At 61.7% G+C, this 19,647-nt stretch carries 17 protein-coding genes and 1 tRNA gene; 10 read left to right on the top strand and 8 right to left on the bottom strand.

Annotation, left to right across the window (positions count from 1 at the left end):
- Positions 1-45: 45 nt before the first annotated feature.
- The 5 genes from mce to M8523_RS10525 are packed head-to-tail and all read right to left on the bottom strand — an operon-like array spanning position 46 to position 7,648.
- On the bottom strand, positions 46-465 hold the full coding sequence (gene mce / locus M8523_RS10505; RefSeq protein ID WP_282584806.1) for a methylmalonyl-CoA epimerase: 420 nt from the start codon (positions 463-465) through the stop codon (positions 46-48).
- On the bottom strand, positions 462-2,642 hold the full coding sequence (scpA, locus tag M8523_RS10510; RefSeq protein WP_282584807.1) for a methylmalonyl-CoA mutase: 2,181 nt from the start codon (positions 2,640-2,642) through the stop codon (positions 462-464). The genes mce and scpA overlap by 4 nt, the downstream gene beginning before the upstream one ends.
- Complete coding sequence (locus M8523_RS10515) at positions 2,639-4,099, bottom strand: methylmalonyl-CoA mutase family protein (protein ID WP_282584831.1); 1,461 nt, start codon at positions 4,097-4,099, stop codon at positions 2,639-2,641. The genes scpA and M8523_RS10515 overlap by 4 nt, the downstream gene beginning before the upstream one ends.
- Positions 4,099-6,105 (bottom strand): acetyl-CoA carboxylase biotin carboxylase subunit, encoded by a 2,007-nt coding sequence (locus M8523_RS10520; protein ID WP_282584808.1) that lies wholly within the window; start codon positions 6,103-6,105, stop codon positions 4,099-4,101. The genes M8523_RS10515 and M8523_RS10520 overlap by 1 nt, the downstream gene beginning before the upstream one ends.
- Before the next feature lie 10 nt (positions 6,106-6,115).
- Positions 6,116-7,648, bottom strand: a complete 1,533-nt coding sequence (locus M8523_RS10525; RefSeq protein WP_282584809.1) for an acyl-CoA carboxylase subunit beta — start codon at positions 7,646-7,648, stop codon at positions 6,116-6,118.
- 284 nt (positions 7,649-7,932) lie between these two features.
- On the opposite strand from M8523_RS10525, the gene M8523_RS10530 reads away from it, so the two are divergent.
- The 3 genes from M8523_RS10530 (at position 7,933) to M8523_RS10540 (ending at position 10,625) form a co-directional block, all read left to right on the top strand.
- Positions 7,933-8,961 carry a hypothetical protein gene (locus M8523_RS10530; protein WP_282584810.1) on the top strand — a complete coding sequence of 343 codons (1,029 nt, stop codon included), beginning with the start codon at positions 7,933-7,935 and terminating at the stop codon, positions 8,959-8,961.
- 73 nt (positions 8,962-9,034) lie between these two features.
- On the top strand, positions 9,035-9,370 hold the full coding sequence (locus M8523_RS10535; protein WP_282584811.1) for a Dabb family protein: 336 nt from the start codon (positions 9,035-9,037) through the stop codon (positions 9,368-9,370).
- A gap of 235 nt (positions 9,371-9,605) precedes the next feature.
- Positions 9,606-10,625, top strand: a complete 1,020-nt coding sequence (locus M8523_RS10540) for a zinc-binding alcohol dehydrogenase family protein (protein WP_282584812.1) — start codon at positions 9,606-9,608, stop codon at positions 10,623-10,625.
- A gap of 44 nt (positions 10,626-10,669) precedes the next feature.
- On the opposite strand, the gene M8523_RS10545 is transcribed toward M8523_RS10540, so the two are convergent.
- Entirely contained in the window at positions 10,670-11,926 is a 1,257-nt protein-coding gene (locus tag M8523_RS10545; RefSeq protein WP_282584813.1) for an aminopeptidase, read from the bottom strand.
- A 186-nt stretch (positions 11,927-12,112) separates the two neighbouring features.
- Between M8523_RS10545 and M8523_RS10550 the strand changes: the two genes are divergently transcribed.
- From M8523_RS10550 to M8523_RS10570, 5 genes are all read left to right on the top strand, one after another.
- Positions 12,113-12,188, top strand: a tRNA-Glu gene (locus M8523_RS10550).
- 499 nt (positions 12,189-12,687) lie between these two features.
- Positions 12,688-13,701, top strand: a complete 1,014-nt coding sequence (locus M8523_RS10555; protein WP_282584814.1) for a hypothetical protein — start codon at positions 12,688-12,690, stop codon at positions 13,699-13,701.
- Positions 13,702-13,788: 87 nt separating this feature from the next.
- Positions 13,789-13,983 carry a helix-turn-helix transcriptional regulator gene (locus tag M8523_RS10560; RefSeq protein ID WP_282584815.1) on the top strand — a complete coding sequence of 65 codons (195 nt, stop codon included), beginning with the start codon at positions 13,789-13,791 and terminating at the stop codon, positions 13,981-13,983.
- A gap of 12 nt (positions 13,984-13,995) precedes the next feature.
- A complete protein-coding gene (locus tag M8523_RS10565; protein ID WP_282584816.1) occupies positions 13,996-14,907 on the top strand; it encodes a hypothetical protein in 912 nt (303 codons plus the stop codon).
- A gap of 258 nt (positions 14,908-15,165) precedes the next feature.
- Positions 15,166-16,068 (top strand): hypothetical protein, encoded by a 903-nt coding sequence (locus M8523_RS10570; protein WP_282584817.1) that lies wholly within the window; start codon positions 15,166-15,168, stop codon positions 16,066-16,068.
- A 223-nt stretch (positions 16,069-16,291) separates the two neighbouring features.
- Here the strand turns inward: M8523_RS10570 and M8523_RS10575 are convergent, their stop codons facing one another.
- On the bottom strand, positions 16,292-17,122 hold the full coding sequence (locus M8523_RS10575) for a hypothetical protein (protein WP_282584818.1): 831 nt from the start codon (positions 17,120-17,122) through the stop codon (positions 16,292-16,294).
- A gap of 413 nt (positions 17,123-17,535) precedes the next feature.
- Between M8523_RS10575 and M8523_RS10580 the strand changes: the two genes are divergently transcribed.
- Together M8523_RS10580 and M8523_RS10585 are read left to right on the top strand one after the other, a co-directional pair.
- A complete protein-coding gene (locus M8523_RS10580; RefSeq protein ID WP_282584819.1) occupies positions 17,536-17,904 on the top strand; it encodes a hypothetical protein in 369 nt (122 codons plus the stop codon).
- Positions 17,905-18,124: 220 nt separating this feature from the next.
- A complete protein-coding gene (locus M8523_RS10585) occupies positions 18,125-19,123 on the top strand; it encodes a hypothetical protein (RefSeq protein WP_282584820.1) in 999 nt (332 codons plus the stop codon).
- Positions 19,124-19,242: 119 nt separating this feature from the next.
- Here the strand turns inward: M8523_RS10585 and M8523_RS10590 are convergent, their stop codons facing one another.
- Positions 19,243-19,512, bottom strand: coding sequence for a hypothetical protein (locus M8523_RS10590; RefSeq protein ID WP_282584821.1), 270 nt, complete (start codon positions 19,510-19,512; stop codon positions 19,243-19,245).
- Positions 19,513-19,647 lie beyond the last annotated feature (135 nt).

Genomic DNA, 19,647 nt, shown 5'->3' on the forward strand with positions numbered 1-19,647 from the left:
AGTTTGACCGACTGGTTCGCACCGCCCAGCGACGGGAGCCTAGCCTCATTCCGATGATTTGGCGCATTCTTCCAGTTCAATCAATGTCCCATTGAAATCCTTGGGATGCAGGAACAGCACCGGCAGGCCGTGCGCGCCGACCTGCGGTGTGCCCGTTCCAATCATGCGAGCACCCTGCGCCAGGAGCGTGTCGCGTGCGGCCAGGATGTCCTCCACTTCGAAGCAGAGGTGGTGCATGCCGCCGCCAGGATTGCGGTCGAGGAAGGACTTGATCGGTGAGGCTGCGCCGAGCGGGCTCATCAGCTCGATCTTGCTGTTGGGGAGGGCAACAAAGACGACCGTGACGCCGTGCTCCGGAAGAGGCAGTGGATTTGAGACGCTTGCCCCCAAAGCCGAGCGGTAGAGAGCCGCGGCTGCATCGAGGTCCGGAACCGCGATCGCCACATGGTTGAGGCGGCCGATCATGGGCGGCTTGCCTCGATATAGGCGGAGGGGTCCTTCTGGGCGTAGCCGAGACGCGCGTTGAGGGTCTCCATCAAGGCTTCGGCGGCCTCCAGGATCACGGTGCCGGGCGGGAAAATGGCGGTCACGCCCGCCGCCGTGACGGCGTCGTAATCCCCCGGCGGGATCACGCCGCCCACGACCAGCATGGCATCGGATCGGCCCAGTCGATCAAGTTCCTGGCGCAGCGCCGGGATCAGCGTCAGATGGCCGGCCGCGAGCGACGAGACACCGACGATATGCACCTCTTCGTCGGCAGCCTGCCGGGCGGCCTCCTCGGCCGTGGCGAAGAGCGGGCCGAGCACCACTTCGAAGCCGACATCCGCAAAGGCCGAGGCGATCACCTTCTGGCCGCGGTCGTGACCGTCCTGCCCCACCTTGGCGACCAGAATCTTGGGGCGGCGGCCGGTCTGCTCGGCAAAGCTGCGGGTGAGGTCGGCAACGCGGTCGATCGCGCGGGTGTCCGTGCCGGTCGCGCCTCGATAGAAGCCTGAGACGGCCTTGGCGGTCGCGGCGTGCCGGCCCCAAACCGCCTCCAGCGCGGCCGACATCTCGCCGACCGTCGCATGGGCACGCGCCGCCGCGACGCTCGCTTCGAGCAGATTGCCGACACGGGTGCGGGCCACGACTTGGAGGGCATCAAGGCTGGCCGCCACAGTCTTCGGATCGCGCTCCGCCCGGAGGCGCGCGAGCTTGACGATCTGGGCGTCACGCACGGCGGCATTGTCGACCTTCAGAACATCGAGCGGCGCCTCGCTCTCCGGCCTGTAGCAGTTGAGGCCGATGATCGGCTGCAGACCGGCATCGATCCGCGCCTGGGTGCGGGCCGCCGCTTCCTCAATGCGCCGCTTCGGCAAGCCCGACTCGATGGCCTTGGCCATGCCGCCGAGCGTCTCGACCTCTTCGATATGCGTCCAGGCGCGCGCCGCGAGATCGGCCGTCAGACGCTCGACGTAGAAGGAGCCGCCCCAGGGATCGGCCATCCGGGTCGTACCGCTCTCGTGCTGCAGGACGAGTTGCGTGTTGCGGGCGATGCGGGCTGAAAAGTCTGTCGGCAGCGCCAGTGCCTCATCAAGCGCGTTGGTGTGCAGCGATTGGGTGCCACCCTGGGTCGCGGCCATCGCCTCGGCCGTCGTGCGCACCACATTGTTGAAAACGTCCTGGGCCGTGAGCGACCACCCGGAGGTTTGGCAATGCGTTCGCAGCGTAAGCGATTTGTCGGACTTTGGCTGGAATTGCGAGACGAGGCGTGTCCACAATAGACGTGCGGCTCGCAGCTTCGCGATTTCCATGAAGTGGTTCATGCCGACCGCGAAGAAAAAACTCAGACGCGGGGCGAAAAGATCGATGTCGAGCCCCGCCGCGAGTCCCGCCCGGATGTAGTCGACGCCATCGGCTAGCGTATAGGCGAGTTCCAGGTCGGCCGTCGCACCCGCCTCCTGCATGTGATACCCGGAAATCGAGATCGAATTGAACTTCGGCATCTTGGCGGACGTGTAGGCGAAGATGTCGGAGACGATGCGCATCGAGGGTTCGGGCGGATAGATGTAGGTGTTCCGCACCATGAATTCTTTGAGGATGTCGTTCTGGATCGTGCCGGCGAGCTTGTCCGGCGCCACATCCTGCTCCTCGGCCGCCACGATGTAGAGCGCCATGATGGGCAGCACGGCGCCGTTCATGGTCATGGACACGCTCATCGTGTCGAGGGGAATGCCGTCGAACAGCGTCCGCATGTCGAGGATCGAGTCGATCGCCACGCCCGCCATGCCGACATCGCCGGCCACACGAGGGTGATCGGAATCGTAGCCGCGATGTGTCGCGAGATCGAACGCGACCGAGAGGCCCTTCTGGCCGGCCGCGAGGTTGCGGCGATAAAAAGCGTTCGAGGCTTCGGCCGTGGAGAAGCCGGCGTATTGCCGGATGGTCCAGGGCTGCGTGACGTACATAGTGGGATAAGGCCCGCGCAGGAACGGCATCGCGCCGGGAAGACTGTCGATCGCCACGCAGCCGCTCCGGTCTGAATGGCCATATCGTGGCTTCACGTCGATCCCCTCGGCGGTCAGCCAGGGTTCGCCGCCCTGCGGGGCGTCGGCCCCGGCGGGCGCGAAGGCGATGCCGGAAAAATCGGGGATGCGCGTCATGGCGTCGCCTCGCTCTCGAATTCCTCCGCATCGCGCTCAGGCCGAAGAGCGGAGAACACGGCCGAAGCATTCGAAACGTCAGGCCCGCTCGCGGGTGGCAGTGGTGCCACCACGCTCGGCTCGCGTTCGGCCGGACCCTTGAAGGACGTGACGCCGACGAGCGCGGTGCGGCCCGACGCGAGATCGGTCCGACGCGCCGCGCGGACGGCCCCGATACTGGCCTGCCATGTCCCCGCTTGCAAGGCCGTGGCGAGCCCCCCTGCCCGTTCGAGGCCTTGAAAAAGCCGCCAGGCTTCCGCGCAGAGGGCCCCGGTGATGAACTCCACACTCCCTGCGCCCGCGCCGGGATCGGCGACACGGCCGATATGCGCCTCCTGCAACAGCAGGAGGGGGGTGTTCCGGGAAAGACGGCGCGCGAACTCGTCGGGCAGCCCGAGGGCACTCGTGAAAGGCAGCACCGTGATGCTGTCGGCTCCGCCCATGAGGGCGGCACCGCAGGCGATCGTGTTGCGCAGCAGGTTGCTCCAGGCGTCGCGTCGGGACAGCATACGCCAGGAAGTTTCCGCATGGAGCCGGATCGGGGCGGGCCGCAGGCCGCAAGCCTCTTCCACGCGCGCCCAAAGGCGACGAAACGCCCGAAACTTTGCGAGCGTGAGGAATTGGTCCGCGTCGGCCGCGAGCGTGAAGCTGAGCGCTCGGCGCGCCTCATCCAGGCCTTCGCGTTCGAGCGCCCGGAGATAGGTCACGCCCGTCGCCAGCACGGCCGCGAGCTCCTGGGCTTCCGAGGCGCCGGCATCGTGGTGAGGCCGTCCATCGGCACGAAGCGCCGGCGTGGTCAATCCATATTGGCGAAGATCCCGCAGCCAAGCGGCGATGCAGGCCATCACGGCGTGCATCCCGTCTTCCACGCCGAGATCCCGAACTATGCGCGGCACCATCCCGGTCCGCGCCATGTCGCCCAACGGGTCGATTGCGATATCGAGGACGGTGAGGTCGCGGCCCCTGACCGCGAGCGCCCCGAGCAGGGTGCCGACAGTTCGCGCTTCGAGGAAGGTCGGGCACTCGCAGCGGAACGGAGTACCTTCGAGATCGAGGCCATCGAGCGCCATGGCGATCCCTGTGGGGGGAACACCGAAGCCGCGGCCGCAGGAGGCGCCGGCAAGGACGAGCGTCAAGCCCGTCGCACCATTGGCGAGATCGATGACCGCAAGGCGGTGCGCTTCCGCCGGAACGGGATGCTCCATGCGCTGCAGTATGGCGACCGGCCGGCTTGCATCCCGCCAAGGCTGGGGCCCCGACGGCAGGTCGGCCGCGAAGAGAGGACCGAGAGCGATCCCGTCATGGCTGCGAGAGACGAGCGCCTCGATGAGGTCGGCACCCTTGAGGACGCGCGACGCGGCCGCGCGCCAGGATGCGGCCTCCGGCTGGTCGAAGACCGGCGGCAGCGCCCCTTCCATCACGCGAATTCCAAGATGGTGGCATCGACCGCAAGGCTCTCCCCGGCCTTGGCATGGACACGATCGACCGTCCCGTCGCGCTCGGCCCGGACGACGTTTTCCATCTTCATGGCCTCCACCACGGCCAGAGCCTCGCCTGTCTTCACGACCTGCCCGGGTGCCACGAGAACCTCGCGCAAAAGTCCCGGCATCGGGCAGAGCACCGCCTTGCCGCTACCCCCGGCACTCTTGAGCGGCATCAATTGCGCGAGTTCGGCCTCGCGGGCGGTATAGACCCTGGCTTCGGCAAAAGTGCCGGCGTGAAACAGCATCACGCCGTTGGGTACCGGTCGCACCTGCACGGCCATTGAGGCGCCGTCGATCGTGCCGTGCCATACCGGGTTCCCGGGATTCCAGGTCGAGGATACAGACAGAACCTGGCCGCCCTCGAAGCGGATCGCCGCCGCGCCGTGCGCATCGTCATGCACCTCGAAGCGGAAATCCTGAGACCCTAGCCGCACGACACGCTTTTTCGCGAAGGCGTGTGGGCGAGCGACCTTCAGCTGGCCGGAGATCTGACGCTTGCGCGCATTGAGACGGTGGTCGATCAAACCCGCCACCGCGGCCATGCGTTCGGCCACGGCCCCTTTGGGAGCAGGATTTTCGAAGCCGCCGGGAAACTCCTCTGCGATCAATCCCGTCGACAAGGCGCCCTGCTTCCAACGCGGGTGGTCCATCAGGGCGGCCAGAAACGGGATATTGTGCCGGATGCCCGCGATCGCGAAGGCGTCCAGCGCGGCGGCCTGCGCCGCGATCGCAGCCTCGCGGGTCGGGCCGTGCGTCACGAGTTTGGCGATGATCGGATCGTAGAAGATCGAGATCTCACCGCCCTCCTCCACCCCGGCATCGACCCGGACCGTGATGCCGTCCCGCGAGCCTTCGGCCGGAGGACTGTAGGTCGTGAGTCGACCGATCGAGGGCAGGAAGCCGCGTGTCGGGTCTTCGGCATAGATGCGGCTTTCGACCGCCCAACCGTCGAGCCGCACGTCGGCCTGTTCGAGCGGGAGTGGTTCGCCCGCGGCGACCCGGATCATGAGTTCCACGAGATCGAGCCCCGTGACCAATTCGGTGACCGGATGCTCCACCTGGAGCCGGGTGTTCATCTCGAGAAAGAAGAAACTCCGGTCCTGCCCGGCCACGAATTCGACCGTACCGGCCGAGTCGTAACCGACCGCCCTGGCGAGGGCGACGGCCTGCTCGCTCATCAGGCGCCGCGTTTCCGCGTCGAGCAGCGGCGAGGGCGCTTCCTCGACGACCTTCTGGTTGCGCCGCTGGATCGAACACTCGCGCTCGCCGAGGGCGATGACATGACCGTGCTTGTCGCCCAGCACCTGGATCTCGATATGGCGCGGGTTCTCGATGAATTTCTCCAGGAACACGCGGTCGTCGCCGAACGAGGAGGCCGCCTCCGAGCGCGCGCGCGCGAAGCCTTCGGCGACCTCATCGGCCTTCGAGGCGATCCGCATGCCCTTGCCGCCGCCGCCGGCTGACGCCTTGATCATCACCGGAAAGCCGATTTCGGCCGCGATCTCGCCGGCATGGGCGGCGTCGCGGATCACATCAAGGTGGCCCGGCACGGTCGAGACGCCTGCCGCCCGGGCAAAGCGTTTCGACTCGATCTTGTCCCCCATGGCCGCGATGGCCTGCGGGTTCGGCCCGATGAACGTGATGTTCGCGGCCCGAAGCGCTTCCGCGAAGGCTTCGCGTTCAGACAGGAAACCGTAGCCGGGATGCACCGCGTCGGCGCCGGTCGCGCGACACGCCTCCACGATGGCCTCGATCACGAGATAGGACTGCGCCGCCGGCGCGAGGCCGATGAACACGGCCTCATCGGCCATGGCGACATGCAAGGCATCCCGATCCGCCTCCGAATAGACCGCCACTGTGGCAATGCCCATCCGCCGCGCCGTCCGCATGATGCGGCAGGCGATCTCGCCGCGGTTGGCGATCAGGATCTTGGAGAACATGGCGGCCTCCTCACAACGGGATATTATCGTGCTTGCGCCAGGGCCGCTCGGACTTCTTGGCGCGCAGCATCGCCAGCGTCCGCGCGACCAGCCGCCGGGTGTCGCGCGGCATGATCACCTCGTCGACATAGCCGCGCTCGGCGGCCACGAAGGGCGACAGGAAGCGCGCCTCGTAGTCTCGCGTCAGCTCAGTGATCTTGTCGGCGTCTCCGACATCCTTGCGGAAGATGATCTCGACGGCGCCCTTGGCGCCCATGACGGCGATCTGAGCGGTCGGCCAGGCATAGTTCACGTCGGCACCGATGTGTTTCGAGGCCATCACATCATAGGCCCCTCCGAAAGCCTTTCGGGTGATGATCGTGACGAGCGGCACGGTGCATTGCGCGTAGGCGAAGAGGAGCTTCGCCCCGTGCTTGATGAGGCCGCCCTGCTCCTGCGCGGTGCCCGGCAGGAAGCCCGGCACGTCCACGAAGGTGAGGATCGGGATCTCGAAAGCGTCGCAGAAGCGCACGAAGCGCGCGGCCTTGCGGGAAGCATCGGAGTCGAGGACGCCCGCCAGCACCATGGGCTGGTTCGCCACCACGCCGATGGTGCGCCCGTCGATCCGTGCGAAGGCCGTCACGATGTTTTTGGCGAACGCGCCCTGGATCTCGAAGATGTCGCCCTCGTCGACGATCTTTTCGATCGCCTCCTTGATGTCATAGGGCTTGTTCGGGTTCTCGGGCACCAGCGTTTCGAGGCTGGCCGTGCCGCGTGCGACATCGTCAAAGCTCGGCCATTGCGGTGGTCCGTCGGTGTTGTTGGCGGGGAGGAAATCGACGAGCCGCCGCACCTGCAAGAGCGCTTCGAGGTCGTTGTCGAAGGCAACGTCGGCGATCGAAGATTTGGTGGTGTGGATGCGGGCGCCGCCGAGTTCCTCGGCCGTTACCGTCTCGTTCGTCACGGTCTTCACCACATCCGGCCCGGTGACGAACATGTAGCTCGTGTCCCGAACCATGACGATGAAGTCCGTCATGGCGGGTGAATAGACGTCGCCACCCGCGCAGGGACCCATGATGACCGAGATCTGCGGGATCACCCCCGAGGCCTCGACGTTGCGCCGAAACACCTCGGCATAGCCGCCAAGCGCCGCGACCCCCTCCTGAATGCGTGCCCCGCCGGCGTCATAAAGCCCGATGATGGGCGCCCGCATCTTCAGCGCGAGATCCTGAACCTTGGTGATCTTGCCCGCATGCGCCTCGCTGAGGGAACCGCCGAATACCGTGAAATCCTTGGAAAAGACGAACACGGTGCGGCCGTTGATCGTCCCCCAGCCCGTGACCACCCCATCCCCGGGGATCTTGGTCTTGTCCATGCCGAAGGCGGTCGAGCGGTGCTCGACAAGCATATCGAACTCTTCGAACGAGCCTTCGTCGAGGAGAAGATCGATGCGTTCCCGGGCCGTCAGCTTGCCCCTGGCGTGCTGGGCCGCGATGCGCTGCTCCCCCCCGCCCGCTTCCGCCCGCGCGCGGCGCCGTTGCAGCTCGTCCAGAACCTGTCGCATGGAAACCCGTCCTAGGCATCGGCGGTCGGCACCGCGAAGACGCCCATCCTATGGCGGCACGCCGAGGCAACGGCAAGAAGGTGTGTTCCGATCCGGCGCGACGCAATCGAGGTGTTGGCCGACGCCGAGATCCCTGACGCCCTCCCGCGGTAGACCAACACCGGCCTGTCGCGGGCAGCCGCAGGAATTCTCTTGCCCGTTCCTGGCATCCGACCGAAAAACATGCCGTTGGGGAACCAAATGGCGGGACCTTCCTTGGAGTCTCTGACGAAAGGTCATGTGCGATGAAGATTCTGCCAGTTTCTGGACTTCTGGGAGCGGCCACGTCTGTCGTGATCCATGTCGGTGCGGGCGCCATGCCGCTCATCGTGCAGCAGCCCGGCCATCATGGCGAAGGCCTCACGATCCTGGCGCAGCTTGCGCAGGCACCGCCGCCGGATGGCCAGCCGCAAACGGGCGACCCGTCTCAGGGACCAGCACCGGCGCCAGCTCCTCAGCCGTCGATCGGGACCACGCAAACACCGGCTCCGCAGCAACCCGCGACCGCCGCTGCCCCACCGGCCGTAGTTCTCACCCCGAACGGCACAGCGCAACCGCCGGGCACGGCCGCCACAAACGGACGCGGGCCGCAACGCGGCAGGCTGCAACGTGGCAACACCGGTTCGCAATTCGGGAGCACGCAGCCGAGTGGCGCCCTGCCGACCTACGGAAGCACATCGCCGCTCGATGGGTCGCCGCAAAGCGACGGCATCCAGCCCTCGACAGGAACGCAGCGGAACCCCACGAATCCGATGATGGGCGACACGCCCGCCTATGGAGGCCAGCAAGTCTATGGCGGCACTCAATCCACCCTCGGCACGCCGCAACTGAGCGGCACCCAGAGCTATGGCGGAACCCAAGCCTACGGCGGCACACAGCCGTATGGGGGTCCGCAGCCGTATGGGGGCACGCAACCGAACGCTGGCACGCAGACCGGGATCAGCCAGGGCGGCGGGACGATCTATACCCGGCAGCCCCTCGGCGCTTCGCCGACGACGCGCGACCTGACGGGCACCTATGGAGGCTCGAACGGTTTTGACGCGCGTGGCGTCTACACCGGGACCGCGGCTCAACCGCTCTCCTATGGCCAGCTCTACGCGACGCCGCGCAGCGTGAACAACAACCTGCTCGGGAATGGTCTCGATGCGCGGTCCATAACGCGTCCGTTCATCCCGCTCGGAACTGGCCCCGGCCGGCCCAACAGCGGGTACGGCATACCAAATGGCTCGAAACCCACATATATGGATGCGCGCGGGGTCCAGCGGTCGAATTGAATCACTGCTCCGTTATGGCGCGTGATGAAGGACGGCAGGATCGATGCTTCACGACCAACACCCATGAGGCTGCATGATCCGTCATATCGTCCTGGTCCGGTTTGCTGAGGAGACACATGTTTCCGAGCAGAGCGCGATCTTTGCGGAGCTCGCGGCACTGCGCACGATCGTCCCAGGCATGCTCACGTTTGCAGCGGGGGCCAATGTCAGCCCGGAGGGGTTGGCGCGTGGTTTTACGCATGCGTTTACGGTCGATTTCGCCAGTGAAGCCTCACGGGACGCCTATCTGCAGCACCCGGCGCACCAGGCGGCTGGCGGGAAGCTTGTGCAAGCCGCCAAGGGCGGCCTCGACGGGATCCTCGTGGTGGATGTCACATTATCGGGCGACGCCGCGACCCCTGGTGCCTAGACAAACAGGCCGCGGATGCCTCGGCGCCCGGCGGCGTGTCATTCTTGACCTCTGGCAATTGTGTCGTCTGCATTCTTGCAGGTGAAGAACCTCGACAACAAATCTGTTCCGGGACGTCTTTTAAAATCTAAGTCCGCTTCGAGGACTCTTTCAGCCTCTGGCGTTGGTCAAAAAGAGCAAAATCAATTGTGGCTGAGCCACGCCAGGGTGTTTGCCGACGAACCAGGAGTTCATCATGCGCGCTGTCGGATATCAGACTTCCAGGCCCATCGCCGATCCCGCCTCACTGATCGATATCGAACTGCCGAAGCCATCGCCGAATGGACGCGACCTGCTGGTGGCGATCCACGCTGTTTCGGTCAATCCCGTCGACACGAAAGTGCGAAAGCGCGCTCAGCCAGAAGCCGGTCAATGGAAGGTCCTGGGCTGGGATGCGGCGGGCATCGTGGAAGCCGTGGGGCCGGAGGTGAAGCTGTTCCGGCCCGGGGATGCCGTCTTCTATGCCGGGGCGATCGGTCGGCAGGGTACCAACGCCGAGTTTCATCTCGTCGACGAGCGGATCGTCGGACACAAGCCGGCGACCTCGTCGTTCGCGCAGGCGGCCGCATTGCCGCTGACCGCCATCACGGCCTGGGAAACCCTGTTCGACCGTCTTGCCGTCCGTCGACCGGTTCCGGGCGCCGCACCCGTCCTGCTCATCATCGGCGGCGCGGGCGGCGTCGGCTCGATTGCCACGCAGTTCGCCCGCCAGTTGACCGACCTGACCGTCGTCGTCACGGCCTCCCGTCCCGAGACGCAAGAGTGGTGCCGGTCGCTCGGCGCCCACCACGTGGTTGATCACAGCAAATCACTGTCCCAGCAGATCACGGCACTCGGGATCGGCCAGCCCTCCTTCGTGTTCTCGACGACGAACACCGACGCTCATCTGACCGAGATTGCCGCCCTCATCACACCGCAGGGGCGCTTCGCCCTGATCGATGATCCGGCCGCACTCGATGTGAGCGTCCTCAAGCCGAAGAGCATCTCGCTGCACTGGGAGTCGATGTTCACCCGATCGACCTTCCAGACGGTCGACATGACGGCGCAAGGCGACCTGCTGAACGAAGTCGCCCGACTGGTCGATGCGGGCACGCTGAAAACCACGTTCGCCGAGAGCTTCGGACCCGTCAGTGCCGCCAACCTCAAGCGTGCTCACGCCTTGATCGAAAGCGGACGCGCCAAGGGCAAGATCGTGCTGGAAGAGTTTTTGGCGTAGCGGCGCTGTGAAGCGCCCGGCGTCCTAGCGGCACGCCCGCTCGATCAGGCCCATTCGCCTTTGCGGAACACGGGGACGCGGCTGCCATCCAGATGCACGCCGTCGATGTCGATCTCGTTCGAACCGATCATCCAGTCGATGTGAATGGAACTCTTGTTGCCGCCCTGCGCCGCGATCCGCTCCGGTGTCAAAGCGGCGCCGTCGATGAAACACTTCGAGTAGCATTGGCCGAGTGCGATGTGGCAGGCGGCGTTCTCGTCGAACAGCGTGTTGAAGAACAGCAGACCGCTGCGCGAGATCGGCGAGGAATGCGGCACGAGCGCCACCTCGCCCAGCCGCCGCGCGCCCTCATCGGTGTCGAGCACTTTGGTCAGGACCTCCTGGCCCCGTGCGGCCCTGGCCTCGACGATCCGCCCTTCACTGAACCGCACGGCCATGCGGTCGATCAGAGTTCCGTGGTAGGATAAAGGCTTCGTGCTGGCCACGACGCCGTCGGCCCGCAACGCATGCGGGGTCGTGAAGACTTCCTCGGTGGGGATGTTGGGGTTGCAGGTGATGCCGTTCTTGGCCGTGGCGGCGCCGCCCTGCCATTCATGACCATCGGCCAGGCCGAGCGTGAAGTCGGTGCCGGGCCCTACATAACGCAGCGCGCTGAATCGCTGCCCGTTCAGCCAGGCCGTTCGGGTCCGCAGAGCCGCATTATGGGCGGCCCAGGCCGCCACGGGATCCTCGACATCGACCCGTGACGCCGCGAAGATCGCTTCGGCCAGTTTGCCCACCGCAATGTCGGTCGCGACACCGGGAAACACCTGGGCGGCCCAGGCGGCCCCCGGATAGGCGACGATGTTCCAATTGATATCGAATCCCGTGATCTTCTCGATCGCCGGACGATAGGCCGTGGAGGTCGCCTTGTTGGCACGCGCCACTTTGGCGGGGTCTTGCCCGGAGAGAAGCATCGGATCGTCGCCCGCGATGGCGAGCCGCGCCGTGTTGTGGCTGAAAGCGTGAGCCATGCCTTCGTAGAGCCATCCCGCCGCCCGGTCGAAGCTCGCATCCGCGCCGAACCGGAAGCGCGCCAGCGTGATCTCGTCGTCGGTGATCAGAGGAATGACGAGGCCAGCGCCGACCCGATAGGCATGCGCGGCGATCCGGCGGACTAGAGGCATGGCGCCGATCGGCGCGGTCACGAGCAGATCCTGACCCGCCTGCAATTGCAGCCCGACCTTGACGGCCACTTCGGCGAGCCGATCGAGCCTGACCGGATCGATGGGGTCGTGGGCGGGCTCGGAAATCTGCGTCATGGACATCCTGCGACCTTCGCGCTGATCGAATCTCTCAAGCGACCATAAGCACGAAGGATCACCGGGTCACGCCCCAGCACAGCCGCAGCAGTGGCACGGCGCCCTCGGACGCGAGACCTGCCGCCAACGGAACGACAATCCAGACTTGCGCGACACAGCAAGCATCCCTATAGAGACCATCACGCAGCGCCCATCGTCTAGCGGTCCAGGACGTCGCCCTCTCACGGCGAAAACAGGGGTTCGATTCCCCTTGGGCGCGCCAACGATATCAACGTGTTGTCATTGAGGACAGCGGTTGGTGTCCAGTATGTGTCCCGCGTGTAAGGCTGGACGACGCTGCACCTAGCTGGACACAATGGTTGAGCAGCTTCACGCGCTAGGGCTGTCAAGCATTCAAACTCAATCCTAGCGCGCCGATTGGTCTGGCGGTAACTCGCAACTTGCGACTAGCGTGCGAGGCTCCTGAGCTGCCTTGCTGACAGCGTTCCGCGGATATCACCACGGCCCTGAGGCAGTGAACCACTTAGCGCTCCCCTGCCCGAGACCTGGAGAGCTAAGGTGCGCAACATCAATCGAAGGACGCATCCATTCGTTCATACACCCTTCGACTGAGGCTTCTGCCGTTCGAACCGTATAGGGGAGGCCTTGATAGTCAGTTGGTTTTCTCCGTGAGCGGATTCGCTTCCGATCCAGCGGAGAATTTGTCAGTATGAACCATCTGTTTCAACGAACACCCCGAATCACGCTTGGGTTCACTGCCAATGACGCCTCGCGAACGCTTAGAATCGAAGCTGATAGCGGCGAAGCTGGGTTCGACGCCGAAATTCATGCTGGAAGCTGCGGAACTCATTTCCGAGCAAAATCGATGCCTGGTCGACAGCGATCTGGTGTTGGACTGCTTAGTAGAAGATGAGGACATGTATCCGCAAATGATCCTCCGTCAGAAAGTTCTATATGAGCAAATCGATCCGACCGTCTACATTCTGGACGGTTGTCTGACACTGGAAGGGCGATCTTTTTTTAGAGCGATTTTAAATGAAGTTCAAGAAATGAGGAGATCGCTGAGGGCCTTGAACGATGACGAATTTCTCGATGTTTACAGGAGGGATATCCTTATTTACCACGCTGATGCCCAGTCCAGAAGAAAACAGCGAGGCGCCAGTCGTGATAAATGGGAAGAGTTTAACGATCCAAGTTTCGATGCTGATTACAGTTACTGGGGGATCGCACCTGTCTGGACCGAAGAGGAGTCTATAGTTCTTTCATTGGGTAAAGATCCCGATCATGTCGATCGAAAGAGCGTTGGCAGCCCTGGGCCACGCGGCTCATTGTTCCGCGACAAATTCGATCGACGAAGCAAGTTAGTGTCCTTGGCGATCGAGGCCGGAGACCTATCAGAGCCGATTCGACCAAAGAACTTCGTCGAGTGGGCGATCAATATCGGTTTCGAGCTTCCTCAGGCGCTTAAAAATATTTTACCGTCTTCGCGAGCAATCCAGCGAGAAGTAAGCACTCCTGACATTCATCAAAATACGTTGCATATGTTCTACCGCATCCTCCTGGGAGTTTTGGTGAAGGATTACGGCTTCGATTTCTCGAAACCAGATACCGATGACCAGCCGGGTGTGTTCGTCAAAATCGAAAATGCTCTCATAGGCGCGGGAGTGAGCGTCGACGCCAAAACTATACGCAAACATGCTAGGCGTGCTCAAAAATGGGCCGACGCAGCGGATCTCCCGATCGCAACCAGGCTGAGGAAAAAACCGACGACTTAGGGAATATTCCCAACACGCAGACTTAATTCCAGTTCTCATCCCGCAAGATTCCTTTGGCCCAACAGTGGGCCTTAGGAGACGACAGTGTTGAAATCGTTCACACTTCCCGAAACCGGCTTTATGCGGGTTCCCGGCGTGCTTGCCATTTTCCCATTTAGCAAATCTAGCCTCTGGCTGGCGGTCAAAGAAAACCGGTTTCCGCAGCCGGTCAAAATAGGCCCCCGAATTACCGCGTGGCGGGTCGAAGATATCCGCCAGCACATCGCCAAGATCGGGGGCTAAGCCATGCCTACGATGTCACGTAAAAACGACGAAAACAAGCAAGGCAAATCGCCGGTTACCGGCGATTTCAAGGTTCGTCGAGATGGCTGCGCTCCTGAAAAACGGTTGGACAGTAAACGCGATAAACAGCGTTTGCGGTTTGAGAAAGCTATCAAGAGCCCCGTCAACGCACTCAATACCATTCGCGAAGATATTAAAAAAGACCGTCGAGGCTTCCGCAACCGAAGATATCAGGATGTGGCTGTCATCATGAAGGCCGCGATCAGACTGAACGCCTCGCCGAAAGACTACCAAGAATTTGTCAAACTTAGATTCTGGGTGAAGGCAAAGCGAAAGCCCAAGGGAATGGAAGCGGACGACGAAATTCTACGATGGTGCCTGGTTTTTGCTTTCGACGCGCGGGTTGAGTCGGAGATTAAACGCATGCGCGATTACAACCAGGCGCTCATGCCCCTTTTCGACAAAAAGGTTGATCCGGAGACTGTCCCTGAGATCCTCAATGAGTGCGGCGGATTCGAAGGACTGGGTGACATGGCCACGCGCTATGCTCGGCAAACCAGCTCGGTTTCAGAAGTGCCAACCCTTCCATCAAGTGAAAGCAATCGCCGGTCTGACCCTCAGCCGGAGCTTGACGAGCTCGACGCTGATGACCTGATCCCCACCTCGGTTACGCTTGCCGTTCCCAGGCTCGTGCCTACTGCAGCGGCCGACAAGATGATTAAGCCGAGCAAGATCGAAACGCTCGACATCGATGCTGAGCCTGAGCTGATTTCAGAAGCTTGCAATTTGGCTGAGGGTGAAGAGGCAAACCTTCTGATCAAGCGTAGCGGCATGCTGATCAAGCGTAGCGGCATGGTTGGCAAGAGTGCTCGCTTTGTGGCGGTAAGCTTGCGTCGGGCAAGTTTATCGGGCCGTTCGGGCTAGAATATACGCGGCTTCTTGAAAGCCCGTGTCTGGAGCATGCCACGTTAACCCAGCGCGGGCTTTCATCCTCATAATATTAAACCACGTACGTCGAAGAGCCAGTAATGGTTACAATACTGTTAAGCACATGCAAACGGGCAAAAGGCACCATTCATGAGTCACATGCTACCCCAACCCCAGTTCAGCCTCCGTTTAATCCCCAATTCAGCTATTTTCGAAATACGACCCCCCCGCCAGTGGCCACCCGGCTTTAAGCCAGTGAATATCGTCGATCTCGAGACCTTCTCTACTGTTCATCGTTGGGCCGATGACAGAATGAAGATCTATATCGAAAATCCCCACGTCAACTACACTGCGACAACCAGCGGTCGAACAATCAACGAAACTCTCCTGCGTGGTGCCGGATCGGCACTTTATGCCAATAATGCCGAGTCTCGAATTTTCTTCGTCCACATAGCTTCAGACCATTTTCTTGCCCATCGCGGCATTCGCCAAGGCCCTCTGCACCTCGTGACTTTCATGCCCGCCCAGTTCGTTCGCCCGATGGGAGATCAATGGATGCCGAAAGATCGCCATTTGCGCGCGGCGGCGCGGCGAGCGGGACCGGCCGCCGAGTTCGATGTCCGCGTTCTGCAAGCCTTCACTCGTCAGGCGCTGCATGGCATTCCATTTGTTGGGATGGTGGAAGCTGCGCTTTTCAAGGAGCGTACAGGTCGGTGGTCGCACCGTGACTGGGTTAGTTGGCACGCTCATGTGCTGACATGGGGTGCTACGCGGGAAGAGCTTAGAAAGGCCGTCAGGCCGCTACGCAGGAAGCATTGTAGTTTGCGCAAAAATGTCAGCTCGGTGCACATCAAGTACGTTAGTTATGAGGACCTCCTTCGTCAAACCGGGTACATCCTCAAGGCTCCGCAAAAGGCAATGCGTGAAGTGTTTCTCCCGGAAGGTTTCAACTCACAAACCGGCGAGATAAGATCGGCGGAATTGCGGCTCAAGAAGGATTGGCTTCGGACTGGCGACCGGGTCCGGATGTTGGACATCATGGGGGAACGAACCCTAGATCACCTGCTTTTCGGCAATGACGAGGGCACGGTGCTGGCGCGCCAAATTCGGTCTGAAGCGCTTGCGCCGTGGCGACGTTGGGGGCCTAAATATGATTGAAGCGGCTTGGTCATCAAGAATGATCTAACGAGTTGCTTCGGTGCAAAGCACCCACCGGTAAGCGTCATACGGACCACTATACTATCGCTTTAACCCAGCACCGGAACTAAGCGGGCCGGTAGCGTTGCACCTCACCGTGTTTGATGTCGCAAACCATTCCTCTTCGCGTCCCTGCCTATGCTCACTGTTCCAGCGCCAGCAGTGTCGTAATTCGAACGCTTGGTCAGAATGTAACCGTGAGCGATATCGAGGCACGCTCGACTACAGCCCGTTGCTCGCGGAGCGGCACGTAATCGTACAACGCAGGCGTCCTCTCAATCGTCCTATCGATAAAATGTAACGGTTCCTTGCTCTTGTCTTTAATCTCCATCATCTCCTTATCCGTAATAAATATCTGCACTATGCCGACCTTGTATCGTTCAGCATAGTATTCAATTCCTTTTGGAAGGGGTTCATCGTCCGATTTGACGCGATAGCAAAACCAGGATCTGTTAGAGAAGCGTTTATGCGAAATTGCTTCGAAAATCATCCTTTCCCAATTTTCAGAGTTAAGCTTAACCTCACAAGAAACCAAGTCGACCTCAACAGCACCGAACAGCTCCACTCTGTCGACTCCGATAATATCAGGATTTCCCCACGCACCACCACTCTTCAAATTAGACATATCCTTCGCTTTATATCCTTTTTGTTCAAGCCAAAGCTGAACGATCGGATAGAAATCCCGCTCATAAATGGTAGTTTTATTGTTGCCAGTCCCAAGTTGTTCTTCGTCGATCGGCTTAGCTTCGGATTTGCTTTTTGCATCGGGATCGTACCAATACCCTTTTCGTGGGCCGCCGCTAACAATTCCGGACTGAGGATCATTATTCGCTGCAACACTCAAATAGTTCAACATAGAGCCATCTGACAAGCTGACTTGTAGAGTGCCAGCCTCAATCCTTTTCTTCAGATGGTCGATGATCTGGATGTTGCTTTTTGACTTATTCGCAGAGACGCTGTCAGAAGCCTTTAAGAATTCTTCTGCAGCGCCTACTACGAGGTCATACGTTCCCATATTCGATATCCACTTTGTGTCACAAGGGTTCCGATCAGACGCTTGTCTGCTCGACTATGATGCTGCAAGGACCATAGCCGATCCGACACTCCGGCCGCCATAGCTGGCGTGACCTCAAGCTTCGAATGGATGCGCATAAGGCTGGACACCATCTGTCATTGGGCGTTCAGGCAAGTTTGATCGTGAAATCTCGTGAGGGGATGCTTCTGTTCATGCTCGACCGCGAAATGACACTTCGATTGGGCGTCTTCACCTCGCGGGCTGCTTACCGCTTGAATGATCGAGTATTCGCTTTCGCGATCTCTCGTGAACTTAAGGGTGCTCCTCGTTGAACGCCGCTGCGCGAGAGCTTGGATACTCGTCACGTAAAGGTTGCTCGGAGGGACCTTCCTCCTCGACAGAAGAGCTCGGAAATGATGACCAACTATGTATCTCATCTAAAGGCAAATGAAGATGCGGCGGCTCTGGCACGCCAGGAGCAGATTTCAGTGCGTGAGCAAAGAGACCGCCTTGAAGCGAGCGGCCGTCAATGGGTGGATTCCATGTACCGGGAGAAAGATAAGGCGGAAGATCGTGCCGAATCCGCTCGTCTGAAAGCTCGAGAAATTTTGGCGCCAGTTCTTCAAATGCAAGAAGCCGACGACGATGATATTGCAGCATTGGTGTGGGCTTTGGTCCAGCATTCGGCGGGCATGCTCGCTTTATGTGAACTTGACGAGCCAGCGGACCTCAAAATCCGACGTCTTGGACGGGTGATGCAGTCGGACGCGATCATCTTCTGACCGGTCGAAAGATCGGAAAACAACAGAAGTCGGGAGCATCGCTCCCGGCATCTTGCCTGGTTTATAGCGGTCCCACGGACTGGCAGACGACTCAGGCGGCCACCTGCCTCGACTGGCCGTGCATTCATGATCGGTCGGTCCCTTCAACAGGAATGCGGCTCTCTTGACCGGCACTATTGGCAGCGCGCTATGAGCCTGACCGGTTTAGCCGGAGCGCCGAATGACACGCCTCGATAATTCCGCTTGGCAGCACACCCTCGCGGTCACGCGCCCGGTGCTCATACTCTCCAATCCCGACTATCTCGACCAGATCGCCGCTGACCTGCGCCGCGCCGGTGTGCAAGCGGCCGTCGCGCGCCATGACACGCCTGCGATCTTCGACTGGTTGATCGGGCTGGTATCACTTCAAGGCATCTCGGACCGCGTCGCTTTTGCCTGGGACGCCAAGCATGGCGGGATCTCATGGGCCGACATCGAAGGCGGGCTCGAGCGGTCACCGAGTTGCCCCAAGCTCCGCTGTTATTGGAGTTTCGATGGCTGCAGCTATTGCAAAGGCCGGGGCACCTGTGCCGAGCCGGCGCTCATGCTCCGATGTCCGCTACCTCAGCACAGATTGCGAAAGGGCGGGCTGAACCGGGCCGCCTATGCCTTGCACTTGTTCCTTCGCGATGTTTGCAACGGCGACTTGGTCGCCTGGCTCGATATGAGGCTTGCTGAGGCCGATGCGACCCGACCGGCCGTCAAGGTGGCCGGTGACCTACAAAGGGTCGTGCTTGAGCCCCTGACGCACATTCACGGCATCGGCGCCAAGCTGTGGTCGATGATGCTTGCCGACTTGTTGCTGGCTGGCGACCCTGGGCGGCCACGATGGGTCGAGGTTGGGGCCGGCTTCATTGCCATCGACACCTTGGTGCATAACTTCCTGCACCGAACCGGCGCGCTCCGGCGACATCGAGCCGTGCACAGCTATGGCGCGGGGTGCTACGCGCCGGGTGGATGCGCCGCCATCATTGCCGGCCTGGCGCGCCGCTTCGACGCCACGACCATCAATCCGACATTTCCAACCTGCTTCCCACGGCTCGTGCAACACGCGATCTGGAACTTCTGTGCGACGAGCCAGCAGAATATTTGCAACGGGGTGCAAATCGATGATCGGCGGCGATGCCGCAGCGTGGATTGCCCAGCCTATCCGGATTGCGATCGCGTCCGTTTAAGTTGACCAACCTCGTTCGTGTCGGCCTCAGACATGCCGGTGAGGCCGTTTTGCCAAGCATCACTCAGCTGACGGATCGACATCCGCGCCCGCGCGGGCGTCGCGCCGCAATCATAAATCTGCTCTCAGCGTCGGACATCCGCCGGAAACGAATTCGGGCGCGGCGCTGACGCCGGTGCCTGCGTCAGCAGTGCCATGAGCTCGCGCTGGCCGGCCTGCAGCCTGTTCAGTTCAAGCAGGCCAACCCCAACAAGGCAAAGGATCGCGCCGCCGATCACGCTGGTGGTGACAATCCCGAGTTGGATGTCGGTCGGGGCATGCGATCCGGCGAAAAAGCCGAAGAGGATCGCGCCGCCGCCAAACAATCGGGCCAGGAGGCTCCAGGTCCTCAACATCTCAGTGCTCCTGGTCCGGCACGATCTCGACACCGTTCACCCTGATTTGCGCCATTCGCGCCGACACGTAGCCGACGGTTGTCGTGACCACGATGTCATGACCGTCGTTCGATCGCCAGTGAAACCCGCATGCCT

Source organism: Lichenifustis flavocetrariae, from assembly GCF_026130545.1.
GTDB classification, from domain to species: Bacteria; Pseudomonadota; Alphaproteobacteria; order Rhizobiales; family Beijerinckiaceae; genus Lichenihabitans; species Lichenihabitans flavocetrariae.